This window comes from Blautia sp. AM29-29 (assembly GCF_003480555.1).
Taxonomy (GTDB): domain Bacteria; phylum Bacillota; class Clostridia; order Lachnospirales; family Lachnospiraceae; genus Fusicatenibacter; species Fusicatenibacter saccharivorans.
The window spans coordinates 405-21,722 of sequence record NZ_QUJD01000015.1; the positions used below are offsets into that span (position 1 = coordinate 405).

Annotated in this window: 14 protein-coding genes; all 14 read right to left on the reverse strand. The window is 48.2% G+C overall.

Annotated features, from left to right (window positions below):
* Positions 1 to 354: 354 nt before the first annotated feature.
* The 14 genes from DW769_RS11385 to DW769_RS11455 all read right to left on the reverse strand — a co-directional run bounded on the left by DW769_RS11385 (position 355) and on the right by DW769_RS11455 (position 21,131).
* A complete protein-coding gene (locus DW769_RS11385) occupies positions 355 to 2,622 on the reverse strand; it encodes a hypothetical protein (protein WP_118750391.1) in 2,268 nt (755 codons plus the stop codon).
* Positions 2,623 to 2,834: 212 nt separating this feature from the next.
* Positions 2,835 to 4,475, reverse strand: coding sequence for a TIM barrel protein (locus tag DW769_RS11390; RefSeq protein WP_158579820.1), 1,641 nt, complete (start codon positions 4,473 to 4,475; stop codon positions 2,835 to 2,837).
* Between the two features lie 206 nt (positions 4,476 to 4,681).
* The gene (locus DW769_RS11395) at positions 4,682 to 4,855 is read right to left on the reverse strand and encodes a DUF4250 domain-containing protein (RefSeq protein WP_022461670.1); all 174 of its coding nucleotides are present in this window, start codon (positions 4,853 to 4,855) and stop codon (positions 4,682 to 4,684) included.
* Entirely contained in the window at positions 4,852 to 7,458 is a 2,607-nt protein-coding gene (gene clpB, locus DW769_RS11400) for an ATP-dependent chaperone ClpB (RefSeq protein WP_055220290.1), read from the reverse strand. The genes DW769_RS11395 and clpB overlap by 4 nt, the downstream gene beginning before the upstream one ends.
* A 190-nt stretch (positions 7,459 to 7,648) precedes the next feature.
* Positions 7,649 to 8,731, reverse strand: a complete 1,083-nt coding sequence (locus DW769_RS11405; protein ID WP_117510090.1) for a hypothetical protein — start codon at positions 8,729 to 8,731, stop codon at positions 7,649 to 7,651.
* A 172-nt stretch (positions 8,732 to 8,903) separates the two neighbouring features.
* Positions 8,904 to 9,848 (reverse strand): CobW family GTP-binding protein, encoded by a 945-nt coding sequence (locus DW769_RS11410; RefSeq protein ID WP_118750393.1) that lies wholly within the window; start codon positions 9,846 to 9,848, stop codon positions 8,904 to 8,906.
* 32 nt (positions 9,849 to 9,880) lie between these two features.
* The gene (locus DW769_RS11415) at positions 9,881 to 10,942 is read right to left on the reverse strand and encodes an NAD(P)-dependent alcohol dehydrogenase (RefSeq protein WP_022461674.1); all 1,062 of its coding nucleotides are present in this window, start codon (positions 10,940 to 10,942) and stop codon (positions 9,881 to 9,883) included.
* Between the two features lie 143 nt (positions 10,943 to 11,085).
* The gene (deoC, locus tag DW769_RS11420; RefSeq protein WP_055220244.1) at positions 11,086 to 11,772 is read right to left on the reverse strand and encodes a deoxyribose-phosphate aldolase; all 687 of its coding nucleotides are present in this window, start codon (positions 11,770 to 11,772) and stop codon (positions 11,086 to 11,088) included.
* On the reverse strand, positions 11,769 to 12,488 hold the full coding sequence (locus DW769_RS11425) for a GntR family transcriptional regulator (protein ID WP_118750394.1): 720 nt from the start codon (positions 12,486 to 12,488) through the stop codon (positions 11,769 to 11,771). The genes deoC and DW769_RS11425 overlap by 4 nt, the downstream gene beginning before the upstream one ends.
* A 294-nt stretch (positions 12,489 to 12,782) precedes the next feature.
* Positions 12,783 to 13,484, reverse strand: a complete 702-nt coding sequence (locus DW769_RS11435) for a hypothetical protein (protein WP_173816457.1) — start codon at positions 13,482 to 13,484, stop codon at positions 12,783 to 12,785.
* Positions 13,485 to 13,724: 240 nt separating this feature from the next.
* Positions 13,725 to 15,080, reverse strand: a complete 1,356-nt coding sequence (locus DW769_RS11440) for a C40 family peptidase (protein ID WP_118750395.1) — start codon at positions 15,078 to 15,080, stop codon at positions 13,725 to 13,727.
* A gap of 197 nt (positions 15,081 to 15,277) precedes the next feature.
* Positions 15,278 to 16,348, reverse strand: a complete 1,071-nt coding sequence (locus DW769_RS11445) for a BMP family ABC transporter substrate-binding protein (RefSeq protein ID WP_147343055.1) — start codon at positions 16,346 to 16,348, stop codon at positions 15,278 to 15,280.
* A gap of 165 nt (positions 16,349 to 16,513) precedes the next feature.
* On the reverse strand, positions 16,514 to 19,258 hold the full coding sequence (locus DW769_RS11450) for a hypothetical protein (protein ID WP_118750396.1): 2,745 nt from the start codon (positions 19,256 to 19,258) through the stop codon (positions 16,514 to 16,516).
* Positions 19,259 to 19,445: 187 nt separating this feature from the next.
* Positions 19,446 to 21,131: a formate--tetrahydrofolate ligase gene (locus DW769_RS11455; protein WP_118750397.1), complete on the reverse strand. Its 1,686-nt coding sequence runs from the start codon at positions 21,129 to 21,131 to the stop codon at positions 19,446 to 19,448.
* Between the last annotated feature and the right edge of the window lie 187 nt (positions 21,132 to 21,318).

Below are 21,318 nucleotides of genomic sequence, written 5' to 3' on the forward strand. Positions count from 1 at the left end.
TCGAACTTCTTTGCTGTTCTCTCGATCAGCAACTCGTTTATTTTATCAAACTCGTTTGCTTTTGTCAAGAACTTTTTTCAGGTTTTTTTGAAGCAGTTTTTCCAACCCGCGGCAGCCACCCGGCTCCGAACTAGGTTTTTCTGTTTCAAAGAAACTCATTCGCATCAGCTCTCGCTGACAGCTTAGTTATAATAACACCGCCCAAAGCAAAAGTCAACACCTTTTTTCGAATTTTCTTATTTTTAGAAAAATATAGTTAATTCTGCATATTTTATATTTTATCTGACTATTTGCAATCTATTCGAAACCGTCCAAAAGAAAAGGCGCCTTCCGGCGCCCTTTCCCTTTCAACTCTTATTTCTCACGTTTACGATAAACAACTGCTCCGACCACTGCTGCTGCAGAAACGCCGAGCAGGATCACCCACAGCATCACCTGTGTGCGGTCTCCCGTGTCCGGACTTTTTGTTGCTTTCTTCAGATAGAATACGGTATCCGCCTGGCCCTTGCTTGAAACGATCGAAATCGTATGCTTGCCTTCTGCCAGACTCTTTGTATACTCTGCCTTCAGCGTAACCTGCGTATTCTCTTTTCCAGCCGTCACATAATTCTTCGCATCAACCTCTTTCTGGTCGATGAGAACCTTTTTGAGATCCTTTGCTTCAAAATCTGCGGTGAAGGAAAGCTCCTTGCCCTGCATACCTGACTGATTGACTCCTTTGGTAATCTTCGGAAGATTCTGCGCAGTCATCGGTTTCTGTTTCAGGCCGGCAATCGCTTTTTCCAGCGCTGCCGCATAACCATCCACCGTCTTCTGCTCCGTGATATTCTTTCCGCGTACAATCGCTGCTTTTGCATCATTGACTGCTTTTACGCTCTCGTCCGTGTATTTCTTCAGATCGTTTGGAATCTTCTTCACTGCGGCATCTACTTTGCTGTAGTCCGCATCTTTATACGTAAGGCCGGCAATCGCTGCCTCGATCTTTTTTGCGTAACCGTCTACGCTCTCCTGCTCTGTGACCGGCCGCTCGGTTACGACGCTGTTCTTTGCATCTTCCAGTGCTTTTACAGACGCATCGGTATACAGACTGAGGTCCGCCGGAATCTTTTTGATGGCTTCCTCTACTTTGGAATAATCTGCTTTCCGAACCTGCAGTCCTGCCAGTGCATTTTCAATTGCTGCTGCCCAGCCGTCTACTTCTGCCTGATCCAGAATGGTTTTTCCGCTTTCTACGCTGTTGATCGCTGTCTGAAGCGGCTGAATGCTTTCTTCCGTATAAATACTCAGATCATTCGAAACTTTGGCAAGAGCCGCGTCTACGGAGCTGTAGTCCGCCGGTTTCAGGGTCAGTCCGTCAAGAGCTGCTTTCAGGTTTTCTGCAGACTGATCGACTTCCTCCTGTCTGCTGTCATCCAGATCCCATACAATGGCTTCTTTTGCCGCATTCAGTGCTTTTACACTCTTTTCGGTATAAATGGATAAGTCTTTCGGAATCTTTCCCAGGAGTTCTTCCACTCCCTGATAATCTGCCGGAACCGGTTTGCGTACCAGTGCTGCAATTGCATTCTCCAGTGCTTCCGCATAAGCATCAACTGCCTGCTGCTCTTCTACCGTTTTGGTGCGGTCGATGGATGCGATGACTGCATTCAGTGCTTCCACGCTTTCTTCCGTATAGATAGAAAGATCTCCCGGAACTTTGGCAAGTACTGCATCAACTTCTGTGTAATCTGCGCCAAGAAGCGTCAGTGCGTTTACTGCTGTCTGAATGGCTGCCGCATAACCATTTACGGTTTCCTGTTCAGCTGATGGCAGGTTCTCTTTTACCGCATCTTTTGCTTTCTGAACAGCTGCCGCGCTTTCTTCTGTATACCGGCCCATGTCCTCCGGGATCAGCGCCAGCGCTTCTGTTACTTTGGTGTAATCTGCGGCTTTTACAATCACAGTGAATTCCTGTGTGAAGTCAACGCCGGTTTTCTTTCCGTCTTTGATTGTCGCCAGAAGTTTTACGGTTCCGGCATTCGTTACTTTCAGGTTTGTGCCGTCTAAAACAGCACCTGTCATTCCGGCATCCGTGATTTCCCATGTGATCTGTTTCTGATCTGCATTTTCTGGAACTGCTTTGCCCGTCAGTGCGGTGATTCCCGGGATTTCTTTCGGTATGCCCTGGATTTCTGTTACAGCTACGTACTCATAGGTTCTTATCTGGATTTCAATGGCATCTTTTGTTTCCGTTTCTGCGATCTTTGTTACAATCCAGCTTCCGTTCCAGCTGTCTGCCTTTTTAAGCAGATAATCTGCCGGAGCCTTTTTGGCCTTTTCCGTAAGATCCTTCAGATTCCAGGAAGCCGCCGCTGCGATCACAGCCTCTTTTTCTGTTTTTATTCTTTCTTTGTCATCTTTCTTTTCATCCAGATTTGTTTTTTCTGAAAGTATTCGGATTTCTCTGTTCTCTGCATCATTTTTAATCTCCGTATCTTTGCCGAGAACGTCGCCTGCTTTCAGCGAAAGCTCTCCGAACTTCCACGTTTTGGCTTCCTCTTTTGCGAATGCCATGGTTGGGAACATCGTCACGATCAGAAGCATGGACAGTACAAACGAAAGCATTTTTTTCGTTTTCTTCATAACACAAATCCTCCTTTCCTTTTGATTGTTTTGCAGCCGCCAGGGGCCGCAGTTTCTCTTGTTACTTTCATTATACGTGTGTCAGAAAAAGAGTCAACGGGCCGTAAAAATTCGTAAGAATTCTTGTGCATTTCCGCTAAAATACTTTCAACGTTTTTTCACAATACTTCCATGAATTTTTACGGCCCGTCAGATTTTCTTAAGATATTCCTTTATTTGTGATGAAGCACATATTTCACATACGCAATTCTACGGCTGTCCGGTGCCCAGGAGTTGACGTTGATACTGCCCTGGCCGCCGAAAAGATCCAGCAGTTTTTTCTTATTCTGTCCGTCATAATCCATCATTCCAAGCGATACATACATGTTCGGCAGATGCTCATTCGGTTCCAGCTCACCTTTAGCGAAGGTCAGGTAAATGACGTGTTTTCCATCCGGCGAAACGTGGCCGAACCAGTTGTTGGCATCGGAATCGGTCATCTGGGTGAGACCGCTGCCGTCACGGTTCATCCGCCATACCTGCATCAGACCGCTTCTGGTGCTGTTGAACCAGATGTGCTTTCCGTCCGGTGAATACTCCGGACCGTCGTTGTAGCCTTTGCCGTCCGTCAGGCAGGTTTCCTCGCCGCCGTCTGATGGAATCGTACAGATCTCAATGCGCATAGTCTCCTCCTCCGGCTTTTTGCGGAAGGCACAGTACGCAAGCTCTTTTCCGTCCGGCGACCAGCCGTGCAGATAGCTGAGACCCGGTCCGGTGAGGTCTTTTGGTTCACCGCCTGTCATCGGGAGCACGTAGATGTGGGATTCATACGTTCCATCTGTGAGTTCCGGCGGCATGCAGCTTACCGCCAGCAGCTGGTTGTCCGGTGACGGAACGTGGTCATTGTTGCACTGCACGCAGAAACCGGTATCAACCTGCTCCACATGGTCTTTGTCGATCTCATAGCGGTAGATTTTTCCATCCGCATTATAAAGCAGGGTGTTTCCATCGTTCAGCCAGTTCGGTGCCTCGATGATTCCCGGAAACTCATGCAGCACGGTTTCTTCTCCGGTCTCAACATCCATCGTGCAGAGAATGCTGTCGGTGTTGTCTCTGTCTCCTGTCCATCCGGAGAGCATTTTTCCGGCGCGGCAGGTATCCTCCAGTGTTGCCGCATCCATATCCACAATCTGCAGTGCACCGTTTGCGCGGGCGAACTGGAAGCAGGCTTTCAGATCAACCATGCCTTTTCCAAGCGGCGCTTCCTGGCCGGTGATTTTCATATCTTTATAATGAACGGCTTTGACTCGGTCCGCATGCGCCCAGAGGAACTCTTCCGGGTCGACGCCGCCGCAGTACATCCAGCCGGCATCTACTTCTGCTCCGACTTTTTCACCGCAGGCTTCCAGGAGATATTCGTACGCTGTTTTTCCATTCACGCGGATACAGATATCTTCTTTTTCGTTGTGGATCAGAAGACCTGCTCCGGCTTTTTCCAGTTCTTCTGCCAGTTCGCGGTATCTTGCAGCGGTTTCATCCAGAACATCTTTTGTCAGGCGTTCCGGGCTCTTTACGACAAACCAGGAAATATGGTATTTCTGCGCCAGTTCTGTAAGAATGGCAAGTTCTCTTTCATAGTGGTATTCATCCAGGAAAATGTGGACCGTATGAACCTCAATGTGGTATTTCGCAAGCAGCGGCATTGCCTGCTCCAGATCCTCCGGGATCCAGAAACCGTAGTCCCTGGCATCAACACGGAATCCGAGACACGGCTCGATCTGGCGGTAGCCTGCCTCATAGATTTTCTTTAAAAATCCTTCGGGATCCTGTTTCCATTCTTTGGATACCCCATACATTTGTACACCAAAATACATATTTGTTTCCTCCTTCTCCAGATCCGCTGTTTCCCCATTTTCAGCGGATTTTCTTTTCCTCCATTTTACCACATTTCTTCTATTATAGATATGATTTTTCCTGTCAGTTATAAGAAACACGCTTTGCGTAAAAAAGGCGCCCCGTATGTGTTTTTTCCACATACGGAACGCCTTTTTCCGCCATTTTTTTCAGGGCCTGGTTATTCTTATACAAACTGGTTCGTTTTCTCATCGTACTCATAGTCGATGAGCGCCAGTTTTTCCCGCAGATCGGATTCCTCTGTCTGCATGGCCGCGCAGAATTCTGCGAGCGACGGGTAAAAATCTCTTAACTGCGTATTGACATAGCTCAGCAGCATTACGGGATCTTTCGGCATCATTCGTCTACTACCTCCACACCTGGTTTGATCATTGCCTTCAGGCCGCCGTTTTCCACATCCAGAAGGATCGTATCGCCCTCGCTGACCTGACCGCCAAGGATCAGTTTTGCGGTGCTGGTTTCTACCTCTTTCTGTACGAAACGTTTCAATGGACGGGCGCCGTAAACAGGGTCGTAGCCGCCCTCAATGACAAACTGTTTTGCAGCCGGGCTCAGTTCGACGGTAAGCTCCTGGTCTGCCAGACGTTTGTTCAGTCCTTTCAGCAACAGATCTACGATATGACCAATGTTGTCTTTTGTCAATGGTTTGAACATAATTGTTTCATCCAGACGGTTCAGGAACTCCGGACGGAAGTGTGCACGCAGATCCTGCATGACCAGGTTTCTCGCCTCTTCGGAGATGCTGCCGTCGTCCTGAATGCCGTCCAGCAGATACTGGGATCCGATATTGGAGGTCATGATCAGGATCGTATTTTTAAAGTCTACGGTACGGCCCTGGGAGTCGGTGATACGGCCGTCATCGAGTACCTGCAACAGAACGTTGAAGACGTCCGGATGCGCTTTCTCGATCTCATCGAACAGAACAACAGAATATGGTTTTCTGCGCACTGCCTCGGTCAGCTGGCCGCCCTCCTCGTAGCCTACATATCCCGGAGGCGCTCCGATCAGACGGGAGACGGAGTATTTCTCCATGTATTCACTCATATCGATTCGAACCATGTTGTTCTCATCATCAAACAGCTTTTCTGCCAACGTTTTCGCAAGCTCTGTTTTACCGACACCGGTAGGTCCAAGGAACAGGAACGAACCGATCGGTTTTGTCGGATCCTTGATTCCGGCTTTGGAACGGATGATCGCATCCGAAACCTTGGTGACTGCTTCATTCTGGCCGATAACTCTCGTGTGAAGTTCATCTTCCAGGCCGAGGATCTTAGTTCTCTCACCTTCGGTCAGTTTTGCAACCGGGATTCCGGTCCAGCGGGAGACAATTCTGGCAATCTCTTCATCCGTTACACTCTCGTGTACCAGGGAGAGATCTTCATTTTTAACTTTTTTCTCTTCTGCTTCCAGCATCTGCTGTAATTTCGGGAGTTCACCGTACTGCAGTTCAGCGGCGCGGTTCAGATCGTAATCATTCTTTGCTTTCTGGATCTGGCGGTTCATGTCCTCGATCTGCTCACGCAGTTTGGACAGTTTCTCAACGGAACTCTTTTCATTTTCCCACTGTGCCTTTGCAGAATTGAAGGTATCCTTTAACTCAGCCAGCTCTTTCTGCAGTGTTTCCAGACGCTCGCGGCTCAGATTGTCGGTCTCTTTTTTCAGTGCGGCTTCCTCGATCTGCATCTGCAGAATCTTACGGCGCTGCTCATCCAGCTCGGCCGGCATGGAATCCAGTTCTGTCTTGATCAGGGCGCATGCCTCGTCGACCAGGTCGATTGCTTTATCCGGCAGGAAACGGTCGCTGATGTAACGGTTCGAAAGGGTTGCGGCTGCAACGAGGGCACCGTCGGTGATTTTTACGCCGTGATAAACTTCGTAGCGCTCTTTTAAGCCACGCAGGATGGAAATCGTATCCTCTACGGTCGGCTCATCAACCTGAACCGGCTGGAAACGGCGCTCCAGGGCGGCATCTTTTTCGATGTACTGGCGGTACTCATCCAGCGTTGTGGCACCGATGCAGTGCAGTTCGCCTCGTGCCAGCATAGGTTTCAGCATGTTTCCGGCATCCATCGCGCCGTCGGTCTTTCCGGCGCCGACGATCAGGTGCAGCTCATCGATGAACAGAATGATTTTTCCGTCGCTCTTTCTGACTTCCTCCAGAACGGCTTTCAGACGCTCCTCGAATTCGCCGCGGTATTTTGCACCGGCTACCAAGGCTCCCATATCGAGGGAGAAAATGGTTTTATCTTTCAGGCTCTCCGGTACATCGCCGTTGGCGATTCGCTGGGCCAGGCCTTCTACGACTGCGGTTTTACCAACACCAGGCTCACCGATCAGAACCGGATTGTTTTTTGTCTTACGGGACAGGATACGGACAACGTTCCGAATTTCGGTATCACGGCCGATAACCGGGTCCATTTTCTGGTTTCTGGCTTTTTCTACGATATCCTGGCCATATTTTTCCAGGGTGTCGTATGTTGCCTCCGGGTTGTCGGTGGTAACTCTCTGGTTTCCGCGCACGGTGCTTAATGCCTGCAGGAAACGTTCTCTTGTGATGCCGTACTCCTGAAACAGTTTTTTCATGGACGGGCTTGGGTTTTTCAGCATTGCCAGGAAGAGGTGTTCTACGGAAACATACTCGTCTCCCATGGCTTTCGCCTCATCCTCAGCATTTATCAGTGCTTTATTCAGATACTGACCGATATACGGCTGACCGCCGGATACTTTGACGCGGTCGTTCAGCGCCGTCTCGACACGGTTCAGAAAATGATCTTTGTTGATTTCCATCTTTTCGATCATTTTCAGAATCAGGCTGTCGTCCTGATGCAGGAGGTTATACAACAGATGCTCCTGCTCTATTTCCTGGTTGCCGAAATCGTATGCGGTCTTTTCCAGGTCCTGTACAGCCTGCAGCGATTTTTGTGTGAATTTACTAATATTCATAATCGGCTTCCTCCTTATCTATTTGGGTGCTAACATTCGCTCCGAACAAAAAGAGCGTTGATGTGAATTTTCTTTTCTTTCTTTGTTCTAGTCGTACTATAACACTAGTTGTTAGCACTGTCAAGAGGTGAGTGCTAATTTTTTTTTATTTTTCCCGACGCTCCTTTTCTCCCTCCCCCCTAAAAGATTTTTATTCATCGCCGTACACAGCAATAAAATGAATCAGTGCCTCTGTTTCGGAACTGGCATACTTTTTGGCAGATGCTTCCAGCGGCTGTGATTGATATGCTTCAAACGAATCGCCCTCGTCGCGTCCAGATATGTAGCGATTATCATTTAGTTTCCACTTCCTCATTTCTTCAAAATAAGCAGTATTCGCCATTTCCGAATTCCAGTCCATTCGCTCCAGCAGATAATACTCCATTCCATGATAACATTCTTCGCAAATTCCCGTAAAAAATTCTTCTGCTGTCTGAGATGTTAAATGCTCTGGAGCATACCATATTTCGTTCTCTTCATTATTATATAATGCAACGCAATTCGATGATCCTGTCTCTTTCACATACAGCGGAATTTCGGGAATTCCAAGTCGTTCTGTTTCAAGCCGTACCATCTTCTGCGCTGCAATTGTTCTTTCTTCCAGTGTTTTTTGCCTCCATTCGCTCTCCTTTAAGCTCAGCAGAAATTCTTTATTTTCCTGAAAAATGTTCTCCTGATTCTGGACGAGATTATAGTCCTTTTTTCGTTCGTAAAGTTCTGCCACTCCGGACGGAGACTCAAGCTTCCAATATATCATCATACAAGTCGGTACCATACTCACGCATACTGAAACAAACAGAAATGCGTTTAAGTCACTTCTTTTTAATCTCCAGAATTTTTTCGGAGAATATTTTCGTTTTTTTCTATGTAAATCTCTTAAAACCGTAACAAGAAATATCCCATCCAGCACTGCAAGAAACAACACAATTTTCAGTGAATATTGGGCAAATAAAAACAGCATCAGTATGCTCGGCGGAAATGTATAGAATAAAACTTCATTTGCAGTTCCATCTGCGCAGTAGCTTCGAATGGGTGAGGCCAGCCACAAAATCAGGCACAGCGCATAGGCAAAAAGCATTGTCCCCGACGAAATATGGACGGAACATTCTGTAATATATACCTCAACCTGTTTCACATACATCACATACAAGATACAGATCGGATATAAAATCGAGCTTTTGCTCAACCAGTATGCCGCTGATTTTCTTTCCCGTCTTCTTTTCTGTTCCTCCATATCAGATCCCCCCTGATTTTTCTTTTGTTTTATTTGAAATACTTGTATGTTTATTTTAGCGTAATTTTTCGTTTTTGCCTATCCTTCGTTTTTCAGTTGAATCTTTCTGTAAAAACCAAAATTGCGAAACCCTGTTTTGGCAGGACTCCGCAATCTCTTTTTCCTATTTACTTTATGATACATGACGGGCAGCATATTTCATTTTCTGGTTTCCGGCGCATTTCTTAAAATACTGCCGGATCGCATCTTCGTTCATATCGTTTCCGATAAACACAGCCTGGCCGGCGTTTTTCTGTTCTGTGCCGGTGATGCTGTAGCGGTGATCGGCGACATCAAATTGGAGAAACTGGTCTCCGGCTGCGAACTGTCCTTTTGCACGGATGATATTTCCAAACGCTCCGCGAATGATCTGTTCCAGAAAACACCACAGGGTTTCCGGTGCCTCCATTCGGATATTTTCGAAGGAGAAGGTCTCCGGCATCTTTTCGCCGCTCTGCGTATCCTGTACTTCTTTCTCATATCGGCCGCCCAGCAGCAGGCTCTGGTAATCTTCCCATGTCATCGTGGATGCATAATCCGTGATGATTTTTGCCTGCGGGTTAATTTCCTGCAGAAATTTCTGGATGCGCTGTTTTTCTTCCGCCTGGCATGCTTCTGTTTTGGAAACAATGATCGTATCCGCGCTTCGGATCTGATCCTGATACAGCTCGGGATATTCCGCCATATAGCGGCGGTAACTGTAAACATCCACAATAGTGACCGGCGAGAGAAGCTGAATTCTCTCGTACTCGATCTGACGCAGATTTTCTATAATCCGGGCGAGACTTCCGACGCCTGTCGGTTCTACGATCAGGTATTCCGGGTCTACCACATTGGCAATGGTCAGCACGGATGCTGCAAAATCCTTTTTCCCGATGCAGCAGATGCACTGCTCTGTCATTTCCCATACATTTTTCTGCGTTCCTTGCCGGTTCTGGCCAAGACGTGCGCCGTCGATTCCTGCGGCTCCATATTCATTTTCCAGTATGGCAAACCGCTGATCGACGTTCCTGGCCAGCCGTTTGATAAATGTTGTTTTTCCCGCGCCCAAAAAGCCGGATACGATCAATATTTTCATACGTTTCCTTTTTCAGTCAAATTTTCAAATCATCAGTCAGCCAATTTAACGACTGGTTTGATTAAATCCTTCGGTTTATCTCTCATGAGGAACAGTGCTTCTTCCAGATGATCCCATCCATCAAACACATGTGTGGACAGCGGGCTGACATCCAGCTTGCCTGCCGAAACAAGAGCTCCCAGTTTTTCCATGCGGAGTCTTCCGCCAGGCATCAGGCCTCCGTTAATCTGTTTGTGACCCATTCCAACGCCCCACTCTACACGCGGAATATCAATGTTGTCACCGGATCCAAGATAGTTTACATTTCCGATCTTTCCGCCCGGTTTCAGGCATTTTACTGCTTCTGCAAAGGTTTCTACACCACCGCCGGCGATGACTACTTTATCAACACCTTTTCCATCTGTCATATCAAGTACCTGCTGGAAAATCGGTCCGTTCTTGTAGCTGACAAAATCCGTTGCGCCGTATTTTTTTGCCGCTTCTACGCAGACCGGTCTCGTTCCGACAGCAATGATTCTCGATGCGCCGCGCATATTCGTTCCGGCTACCGACATCAGACCAACTGGTCCGATTCCGATGACAAGAACTGTATCACCAAACTGTACATCGGCAAGCTCTACGCCGTGGAATCCGGTCGGCACCATATCGGAAAGCATGCACGCGTCGACAACATTGATGTTTTTCGGAAGCAGCGCAAGGTTTCCATCGGCATCATTTACATGAAAGAATTCAGAAAAGACACCATCTTTGAAGTTGGAGAATTTCCAGCCTGCCAGCATTCCGCCGGAGTGCATGGAATAACCAGCCTGTGCTTCCAGAGAATTCCAGTCCGGAGTGATGGCCGGCACAAGAACCCGGTCTCCCGGTTTGAAATCTTTTACGAGCTCTCCGACTTCCACAACCTCTGCACAGCACTCATGGCCCAGAATCATGTTATGACGGTCACCGATGGCCCCTTCCCATAAAGTGTGGACATCTGATGTGCAGATGGCAACTGCCAGTGGACGGCAAATGGCATCCATCGGCCCGCATTTCGGGCGTTCTTTCTCGATCCATCCGGATTCACCGATTTTCAGCATTGCATAACCTTTCATATCTTTTGCTCTCCTTTCAGATTGTTAATGATTTATCGATTCCTATGATTCGAATATATCACTAATAGGTTACTAATTCAACAGAAAAGTCACGGAATATCGTAGAATATTCCGTGACTTTTTTATAGCTTTTGCACAATAGATTACTTATAGATACTTTTTATCAAATTCTGTACCGACCGCATTCCCATACCGAAACGGCTACAGCCGGCTTTCTGCATTTCCTGTATAGTTTCCAGACTGCGGATTCCACCGGCGGCCTTGATCTGAATGCGACCGGCGGCTTCACGGCTCATGATTCGAACCTGCTCCACGGTGGAAGGACAGCCGGGATACCATCCGGTGCTCGTCTTTACATAATCCGCACGGCCTTCCACACACAGATCCACTGCCTGGCAGATTTCCTGCTCCGTCAGCTGCGGTGCCTCGATGATCACCTTAAAAATCGCCGAAGGCACCTGCTCCCGGATGGCCAGAAGTTCTTCTTTTACATAAGAAAATTCGTGGCTTCTGAATGCCGTAAGATTCATCACCATGTCGATTTCCCGGCAGCCAGCCTCCCACAGTTCTTTTGCCTGCCGCTTCTTCTGTCCGGTCGTATCTCCGCCGCCCGGAAAGCTTACCACGCCTCCCGCATGGATTTCTCTGGTGTCCTGCAGCCGTTCTGCCACATGGGCGCTGAACGCCGGCAAGGTAAACACAGCAGCCAGACGATATTTCTTTGCCAGCTCCACCATCGCATCAATTTCATCCATTGTATGAAATGCCTGTACACAGCTGATATCAATCTGCCGCATCAGTTTCTTCTGTTCTTCTGTCTCATCGCTCATTTACTCCGTCCTTTTCCCGAAATCTCCACCTCGTACTTGCTTCCGATGATCCGCACGTGGTCAATGCTCACCGGCCGGTTCTGCCAGTAGGTGACTCTGTGCACCACAAGAAGCGCATCCTTCGGCTCCGTTTTCAGAACCTGGGCTTCCATAAAGGTCGCGGATTTCGCTGAAATTCTGTCTCGTGTCTCATCAATCTGCAAGCCGAATTTCTCCTCCAGAAACTGATACAGCGCTACAAACTGATTCTCATACGCCTCGATGCCAGGGACTTTCGCATATTCGATATAATTTTCCATCAGCGTAACAGGCTCTTCATCCGCAAGCTGCAGCCGCTGAATCCTCGCCACGCTGGTTCCCTCCGGAATTTCCAGTTCATCGGCGAGCTGTTTGTCCGCCGAAATGATGTCGATCATCATATCTGACGTCGTTACCCGATATCCTTTTTTCATCAGGGATTCCGTGACCGATGTGACCTTGTTATAATTCTGAATTGCCTTATGATTCAGCACCCTCGTTCCAGAACCCTGGCGAACCTCAACCAGTCCCTCCTGCACCAGCATCTTTACTGCATTCCGTACCGTAGTACGGCTGACCTGATAGATTTTCTCCAGTTCACACTCCTTCGGCAGAAATCCCCCGACAAGATATGTTCCCTTATTGATCTCGTTTTTCAGTCTGCTGTAAACCTTCACATAAGCCGGTGCATTTTTCATCTTCTTCCCCTCCCGTGAAATATCAATATCCGCTTTTTGATCCTTTTTGCAGTATACCATATTTTGACGGCACAATCGAGTCCCAAAGAAGAGTTCCTGTTTTCTGCTTTGTCACCGACACATACTCTGCCAGACGCACAGAAAAAAGGCAGACGCATGTCATTTCTTTATGACTCACATCTGCTCTGCATGAATCTTCTTTTTTCTGCTGTCTGCGAAATACTTCCATTCTCCAGAAGCAAATCTCTCTTTCTGCGGTGTAAATTTTTGTTACAAATTTTTTATTGTTCTTTTCTATTTTTTCGTATCAAACCGCATCACCGCCATGTGCACCACGTACGGCACCAAGATGACCGGGATTGCCAGGTATGCCAGGATGCTGTACACCTTCTGGATCAGCGTCAGCAGACCAAACTGTGCGATAAGGAAGTCCGCGATGCAGCAGACAAGCGCGGCAAGGATCTGGGTGCGGCTGATTTTGCCTGCGGTTTCTGTTCTGCTGCTTCGTTCAGCGAGACCGGCGTGGATTCGTTTGACCATGGCGGCAACCATGTTGACGGCTGTGGATACGGCACCGAGGATGATCAGTACGGAAATCAGCGGTGTCATGAATTTACTGCCGACGCCCTGCTGAACCATAAATAATGTCGGGACGCTCTGCTGGATCATTTCCGGGTTCTGGTATACGGTCATGATTCCGAGGACGACCATGATCATCAGAAGGGCATTTAATACGGCACCGACTGCCATGCTCTTTCCGGCATCCTGCGGTTTTTCGAAGGATTTGGCATGCTGGACGAAGACTGCGACATTGGCAAGCTGGAAGGTTCCGTAGAGGAATGCGGCGTACAGGGCTTTGCCGAATGGGAGGTCTGCGGTTTTCATGGCGTTTACAGTATCGCCGATCTTTCCGGCTCCGGCGATGATGTTCGGGACGTAGACGATCAGCAGACCGGCGATAATGCAGATGGACAGCACTGACGCTACTTTCCGCACCAGATCCGTTCCGAATACCGAAACGACGAAAATAATTTTCCAGTTTCATAACGATTCTCCCTTCTTCCTAACAAGCAAAAGGGCATACTGACCTTCTGTTGGTCAATACGCCCTTGTATCTCCGATGTGCTTTAGTATATCACAGTTTTAACGCGAATGCACTCAATTTTAAGCAAAACGCAAAAGATCCCGGGATTTTTCTCTCCCGGGATCTGAAAATTCTTACTATGTAATTCTTTTTTAAACCACACGTCTTACCGCAAGAATCGTGGTATACGCTGCGTTGCTGCTGATCTTGATACCGTCGCGCTCATTGCTTGCGTGTACGATTGCACCGCCGCCGATGTAGATGGCTACGTGGCCGCTGTAGCAGATAATATCGCCCGGCTGAGCCTCTGCATAAGATACACCGCGTCCTACACCACGCAGTGCACTGGAGGAATGCGGAAGGTCGTATCCGAAGTGTGCGTAAACGCTCATGATAAAGCCGGAGCAGTCAGCTCCGTTGGTAAGGCTTGTGCCGCCCCATACGTACGGGTTGCCGATGAACTGGGTTGCATAGGATACGATGGCGCTTCCTGTTGCACTTCCGGTGCTGCTGGAGCTGCTGGTATCATCCGAGCTGCTGGTATCGCTGGACGAAGAATCATCGTAAGAGCTTCCTCCGTTAGACGGTGTTGTTGTCGTGGTGGAGCTTCCTGTGCTGGACGGTGTGTTGTCTGCCGTTGTTGTATTATTTGCAGCACTGCTTGCGGCTGCTTCTGCTGCTGCCTGTCTTGCTGCTTCTGCCTGGCGGGCTGCCTCGGCTGCTTCTGCTGCCTGACGGGCCTCTTCGGCTTTTCTTGCTGCCTCTTCGGCTGCAATCTCCTCCTGGATCTGCTGGATCTTTGCGTTCTGCTCTGCCAGTACTGCGTTGTACTGTGCAGCCATGTCGTTCAGGTCTGCGATCTGGTTTTCGTAGTCATCGGAAACGGCTTTTTTCTGCTCAAGCATTGCCTCAAGGGACTGCTGCTGTGCTTCCTGCTCTGCCTCACTGGCTTCGAGATCTGCTTTTTCATCTGCAAGCTGATTGCTGTAGTCTGTTACCTGCTGTACAAGATCCATGTACTCCTGCAGGCACTCTCTGTCGTATTTGTATAACTTCTGGGTGTACTCAGCCTGGTTGAGAATGCTGCTTAAATCTTTTCCCTCCAGAAGAAGTGCTGCCCAGCCGTTGTCTCCGCCGCTCTCATAGAGGAACTGGATTCGTTTTTTCATCAGCTCGTACTGCTCGTCCTCTTCAGCCTGGGACTGTGCCAGTTTTTCCTGTGTTGTTTCAATCTCTGTCTGTTTCTCTGCAATTTCATTTTTCAGATTTTCCACGGATGCCATGGTTACGACAAGCTGTGCGTCCAGGTCATCAATCTCGCCGGTAATCTGATTCTTTTTGGTTTCCAGATCGTCGATTTCTGCTTTTGCGTTGTCAAGCTGTGCGCTGGTCTCTGCCTGTGCTGCCTGCTGCTGCTGTAACTGCTCCTGTTTCGAGGCGCTTACTGTCATTACCTGAGCTGCACTTACGATCACTGCTAAACTTAAGGCAAGAAATTTTTTTCTCATTCTTTCACTCCCAAATTGATTCGTTGTATGTAGGTTTCTTTGTTTCAGGTTTCCCTGTTTCTTAGAAATTCAATTATTCTGTAACAATTTTGAAATATTTTTCCCAATTCTTTTACATAATATCACAATTCACAAATGGATGCAAGGAAAAATATCCCGACTTTTTGTAAACAATTCGTGAACAGTAACGATACATGTTATTTTACCTTCTGTACACTCACACAACTCAATTTGTATTGATCCGGCGAGGAAAGCGCATCGCCGTCAGGGATTGAAAAGTCCTCTGCGGAGAATTTCGCACAGAGTGCCCGGTACTGATCCTCTGTAAAGTACGGCACCGCATCCTGATTCCATTCCAGACTGATTTCCTGATCGGTCACGCCGCGCGTTACAATTTTCCCGCCTTCAAAATCCTTTTGTTTCATTTCTTTTAACGCATTGTAAACTGCAGTTCCATAATCCAGACGTACTTTCAACACGGCATTGGCGTACTCCTCCACGCCGCCGTTTGCGATCAGTGCTCCGCCTGCCGCAGATGCTGCTGCGCCAAGTACATTCTGATACGATGCACCGTCCGAGAAGAGAATCTGTCCGCCCTCACCATACCAGCTTTTGATTTTTTCCAAATACGACGGTGATACGCTGCTGCTTTTCCGATACGTATAATCCAGCGTGATGCTGTTTTCTCCAAGTCCCAGATCCGCAGCGGCCGCCTCTGCACCGAGTGCATAACCTGTCCCGTACTTTGTTCCGTTCTCTTCGTTTTTCTGTCCGATATAGCCCAGGTGCGTGTAGCCGGCCTGTACTGCCGCATATCCTGCCAGGTAGCCGGCCTCTGATACATCAATTTCCAGGCTTTCTGTATTTCCGCGGAGACGGCTGCGGCCGCTCTCACTGACCGGTTCTGCCTCCAGCAGCAGAAAACGGACGTCCTTCCAGTCGCGCTGTGCATCGTAAACGGCGCGGCTCATGCTCGTTCCGGCACAGACGATAACGGATGCTCCCTTCTGCGCCGCCTCTTTGATGGTGTTTTCATAGTCCTCTGTTGTCCGTCCTGCCGGAACACTTGCTTCATATTTCAGACCGCTCTCGTCTCCATACTGCGCAAGACCGTTCCATGCTGACTGATACACGGCATCGGAAGCTACCTCACTGCCGTCGGTTACCAGCACCAGATCCACTGGTTCCGTCTTTTCTTTTCCGCAGCCGCCCAGCAGCAGCAACGACACTGCGCCAAGACAGAGCGCCCATTTCCAGCTCTTTCGCATGTTTACTCCCCTTGTATTTTTATTTTCCAGATTTTTTCTTTTGTATTTCTGATCTGCGTCTTTCACGCACCTTCTAGTATAGACAATTCCAGCGCAAAAAGAAAGAGAGAATACACGAACTACAAAGTTTTTTTGTATTCTCTCTTATTTTTTATAGAAGATATTTTACTGGAACAGATCGTTCAGGATTTCTGCCGGTTTCTTCCTGCGGTAGCCTTCACTGTCACTTAAGATACTGCTGCTCCAGGTGAAATGATTCACACCGGTCAGATAGGACCGGTCAAGAACTTTTACACCATACCGCTCATACGCAACCGGATAATACATTTTCATGTATTCATTTGCCAGCTCAATAGCTTCACTGTTAATGCTTCCTGTTGAAGAAACGGTTCCGCCAAGCTGAATATACGGCGGTGTCGAATGAATGACAACCACGCTGCCGTCCGAGCACTGGCCAATGACAATCCAGACATGACCGCTCTTGCTGACCACATCACCCGGCGTAAATTTCTGGGACGTATCGCCTGTCACGCAGGTTCCCCAGCCTTTTCTTGCAAAGTAGGCCGGCATTCCAGTGGAGGTTGTCGTTGCATACTCTTTCGTCACCTGATGTGCGGTCCATCCGACATAGCCGGAACAGTCAAGACCTTTTCCGTACTCATACAGATGATCGGAATAGTTGTAGGTGGAATTCTGTGTATTGAAGAATTGTTTCCACTGCGCATTGACGCCGTAACTCTCTGCCTCTGCGTCTGTGTGGCCGCCTCCCCAGATATACAGGGTGTTTCCAAGCGGAAGCAGTGCATTTTTCAGAAAGTTCCGTACGGTGCGGACACCGATCTGCGCGGACGGTTCAAATCCGTCCGGACTCTGTACCAGCTTGCCGTCCTCATCGAACACATACGTTTTTCCGTCGATCACCTGTTTTCCGGTTATCATGCCGCCCCAGTTTCGGAAATAGTATGTATTTCCGCCAATCGACTGCCAGCCGATTGCCATTTTCGAGTCAGATCCAAGGTAATAGAGGTTATTATCATAGGTAATAAACGCATTCTTGTACATGCCGCCCCAGCTTCTCGGATAATAATAGTTATAATCCCAGTATACCCAGCCGCTTGTCGCCATAACGCCGTTTTTGTCTACATAATAATAGTTTCCGTCGTACTGAAACAGCTCGTCATCTCTTCTGGTTCCATTGGCGTTGATCCAGTAATGCGTTCCGTCCAGAAGCAGCCAGCCCGTATGGCTTGTGCCGTCCTCATCGAAATAATACGTTTTTCCGCCGTTCTGCACCCAGCCGGTGGCAAATGTTCCATCTGAATTGGCATAGTATGTTTTACCGCCGATGGTAAATGTCTGATCATGGTACAGACCGCCCCAGCTCTGGAATGCGTATTTTGTTCCGCCGATGGTATGAATTCCGGTGTACATGCCGCCCCAGCTTCGGAAATAGTAGCGGTTTTTGTCGTAGGTGATCCATTCAGACGATGCCATCGTACCGTCTTCTTTCATCCAGTACCAGTTGTTGTCATATTTCACCCAGCCGGTCTGAAGCGACGTATCCTTGTTGATCCAGTAATACGTTCCGTTGGTCAGATACCAGCCCTCTTTTGTAATCTGCTCGCCGTCTTCCAGAAAATAGTATTTCTTTCCATTGATATCGCAGACACCTGTATAGAAGGTTCCGTCATCCTTTGCCCAGTATTTCTTTCCCTGCCAGGTAAAAGATTCGTTATGGTAAACGCCGCCCCAGCTGTGGAAATAATATCTTGTTCCGTCAACCTCTTTCATTCCGGTGTACATCACACCGTCACCATCAAAATAGTATCGGTTGTTGTCATACGTGATCCATTCAGATGCAGCACGTGTGCCGTCCGCTTTCAGCCAGTACCATTTGCCTTCCAGCTTCAGCCAGCCGGTCTGAACAGAACCATCCTGATTGATCCAGTAAGTCTGATCTCCCAGCTGAACCCAGCCGGTCTGGCTGGCATGATAGATCGATCCGTCATTCTGCGCTATGTAGGTTTTTCCTTTTACGGTAAAGAAGGTGTTTCGATATACACCACCCCAGCTCCGGAAATAATACTCGTTTCCTCCGATGCTCTGGAAACCGTTTTTATAAATGCCGCCCCAGCTCCGGAAGTAATACAGATTGTTGTTGATTTCTTTCCAGCCGGATGTCATCATGACACCATTATCATCAAACCAGTACCAGTTGTCATCGTACAGCAGCCAGCCGGTCTGCAGGACGCCGTCTTCTCTTACCCAATAATATGATGTGCCTTTTTTCAGCCAGCCTTTTTGTGTGATCTGCGCTCCCGTAGTATCATCAAATGCGCAGAGATCACCATGTCCATTCATTGTTCTGACTATTCCACGGGCAACGATACCATTTTCCTGTACATAATACATTTTTCCGCTGATGCTGAGATACACATTTCTCTGAATGCCGCCCCAGCTCTGGAAATAATAAAGGTTTCCATCTACTTCCTGAAAACCATTTTTATAGATTGCTCCGTCTCCCTTGGCATAATAAAGATTATTATCGTATGTGAACCAGCTGTTTTCTGCCATGCGGCCGTTCCGGTCCGGATCCAGCCAGTACCAGTTTCCATTCCGGTAAAGCCATCCTGTTTTCAGCTGTCCGTTCTCATAAAAATACCAGCCGCCGTCGCCTGCCTTAACCCAGCCATTCTGACTGGCCCGCACAGCAGCACCGCTGTCCTGTGAAGCCTGTGTCTGCGTTTCACTCTGTATCCCGCTCTGCTGATCCTCTGTCTCCACAGACTGGTCCATCACCGTGCTGCTCCCCACAGCACTCGCGGAAACAGTCGTCGGATGTACGCTGAGCATCAGCACCATAAAAAGTGTACCGCCCAGAAGACTTCTCAATTTTTTCTTCGATGTCATTGGCAAGTAACTCCCTTACTATATTATATCTGCTTTTCTCTCCATGTTATCATTAGAAATTATATTATCTTTTGTAATATTTTGCAATAAAAACGTAAAAAAAGAGACATTCACGAAGGAATGTCTCTTTTTTTCTGTGTTTTATTTCACGCTTTATTCTGTCTTTTCAAGACAATATCCTGTGTTATTAGAACAATCCTGTAATCTTTCCAGTAGCGTCTACATCGATACGCTCTGCTGCCGGAACTTTCGGCAGACCTGGCATGGTCATGATGTCACCGGTCAGGGCTACGATGAAGCCTGCACCAGCGGAGATTTTCAGGTTACGTACGGTAACTTCGAATCCGGTCGGTGCGCCGAGTTTGGTCTGATCATCGGTCAAGCTGTACTGGGTTTTTGCCATACAGATCGGGCAGTTGCCAAATCCGAGAGCCTCTAACTGTTTTGCCTGTTTCTGTGCATTTGCGGTCAGGACAACTCTGCTTCCGCCGTAGATCTTCTGAACGATGGCGTTCAGCTTCTCTTCGATGGAGCCTTCCAGATCGTATGCATAGGTGAAATCGTTCGGCTGCTCGCAAAGACGGACAACTTCTTCCGCCAGAGCCATACCGCCCTCGCCGCCTTTTGCCCATACCTCGGACAGAACAACGTTGACACCGAGCTCTTTACATTTCTCCTCAACCAGCTTCAGCTCTGCTTCGGTATCGGTCGGGAATGCGTTGATGGCAACGACACATGGCAGTTTGTATACGTTTGTGATGTTGCTTACGTGTTTCAGAAGGTTCGGCATACCTTTCTCCAGAGCTTCCAGGTTCTCGCCGTTCAGTTCTGCTTTCGGAACGCCGCCGTTGTATTTCAGGGCACGAACAGTTGCTACGACTACAACTGCATTCGGTTTCAGGCCTGCCATACGGCATTTGATGTCGAGGAATTTCTCAGCACCAAGGTCAGCACCGAAGCCTGCCTCTGTGATAGTGTAATCTGCTAATTTCAGGCACATCTTAGTTGCTGTTACGGAGTTACAGCCGTGTGCGATGTTTGCGAATGGTCCGCCGTGAACGATAGCCGGAGTTCCTTCCAGTGTCTGTACCAGGTTTGGTTTCAGGGCATCCTTCAAGAGTGCTGCCATAGCGCCCTGCGCATGCAGATCTCCTGCTGTTACCGGTTTCTGCTCTGCTACTTTTCCGTAGGTATATCCGATGATAATTCTGGAAAGTCTTTCTTTCAGATCTGAGATGTCGCTTGCCAGACACAGAACTGCCATGATCTCAGATGCTACGGTGATATCGTAGCCGTCTTCTCTCGGCATTCCGTTTGTTTTTCCGCCAAGGCCGTCTACAACGCTTCGAAGCTGACGGTCATTCATATCTACGCATCGTTTCCAGGTGATCTTTCTCGGATCGATATTCAGAGCATTGCCCTGGAAAATGTGGTTGTCGATCATAGCTGCCAGCAGGTTGTTTGCTGCACCGATTGCATGGAAGTCACCGGTGAAGTGAAGGTTGATATCCTCCATCGGAACAACCTGTGCGTATCCGCCGCCTGCTGCTCCGCCCTTTACGCCGAATACCGGTCCAAGGGATGGCTCACGAAGTGCAACCATTGCTTTTTTGCCGATTTTGGAAAGTCCGTCTACCAGTCCTACGGATGTTGTTGTTTTTCCTTCTCCTGCCGGTGTCGGGTTGATCGCTGTAACAAGGATCAGTTTTCCATCCTCCGCATCGGTGTCTTTTAACAGGTTGTAATCAATTTTTGCTTTGTACTTTCCGTACTGCTCCAGATATTTGTCATCAATACCTGCTTTTTCTGCGATCGCTGTGATCGGCTGCATGGTACATTCCTGTGCAATTTCAATGTCTGATTTGTAACCCATTGTTTTCAAATCCCCTTTCTTTTTTCCGCTTTGTCCGCCGATTGATAGCCATATTTTACCATGTTTTGTAAGATGATTCAATTGATAATTATTTATTTCACAATCTTTATACGTTTTGTACCAAAAAATGCAGAAAATTCCGCCAAAAGGCGGAGCGGAGAATTTTTCCCTGGAATTTGTCTTTTTA